This window comes from Pararhizobium sp. LjRoot238 (assembly GCF_964252955.1).
GTDB lineage: Bacteria > Pseudomonadota > Alphaproteobacteria > Rhizobiales > Rhizobiaceae > Pararhizobium.
Window position 1 is genome coordinate 1 of record NZ_CAXUPP020000011.1, and the last position, 648, is coordinate 648.

Here is a 648-nt window from a genome sequence, read left to right on the forward strand (position 1 = left end):
CGGATGAGCGACTATCTGGATTGTCAAGTTGCACTTGCGAATTCCTTTCGCGCATCTCGTGCTTTTGCATTGAGAATGACGAGCAGTTTTCGGGCCAGGGCGATGCGGACGACCATTTTTGGCTTGCCGGCGCTTTGCAACCTTTGCTGGAAAGAGGACATATGCGGATCGTAGCGGGCGGCGATTTGTGCGACGAGAAAGAGGATGCCGCGCGGGCCGCTGCGTCCGCCGCGCACGGGGCGATGCCCCGTGCGCTTGCCACTGTCATTGGCGATCGGCGCCAGCCCCGCAAGCTTGGCGATCGCCTTGTTGGAGATCAGGCCGATCTCGGGCAGTTGTGCCATCAATCGGGCGACGGTGCGCGCAGCGACGCCCTTGATCGAGCGGAAGGCGGCGTCGAGGCGGGCCCAGAGCGGGTCGTCGTCGATCAGCGAGGCGATCTCGCCTTCGAGCGTGCGGCTCTGGCGCAGGAGAAGGGCGATGACCTCGTCGAGGCTGGCGCGGCTCTCCCCATCGCGCGCCGCGTGCCGGCGCTGCTTCTGGATGACGAGGTCGCCCGTCACCTGGGAAAGGCGCGCCACCAGCGCCGACAGCCGCAACTGGGCGGCTTGGGGCGGTGGCGTCGGCGCAACCGACTTGACCGCCGCA

Annotated in this window: 1 protein-coding gene; it reads right to left on the reverse strand. The window is 66.2% G+C overall.

Translation table 11 applies throughout. From position 1 onward, the window contains the following. Positions 1-23 precede the first annotated feature (23 nt). A partial coding sequence (locus tag ACSQ3F_RS29335; RefSeq protein WP_436103676.1) for a transposase occupies positions 24-648 on the reverse strand: 625 nt, incomplete at its 5' end.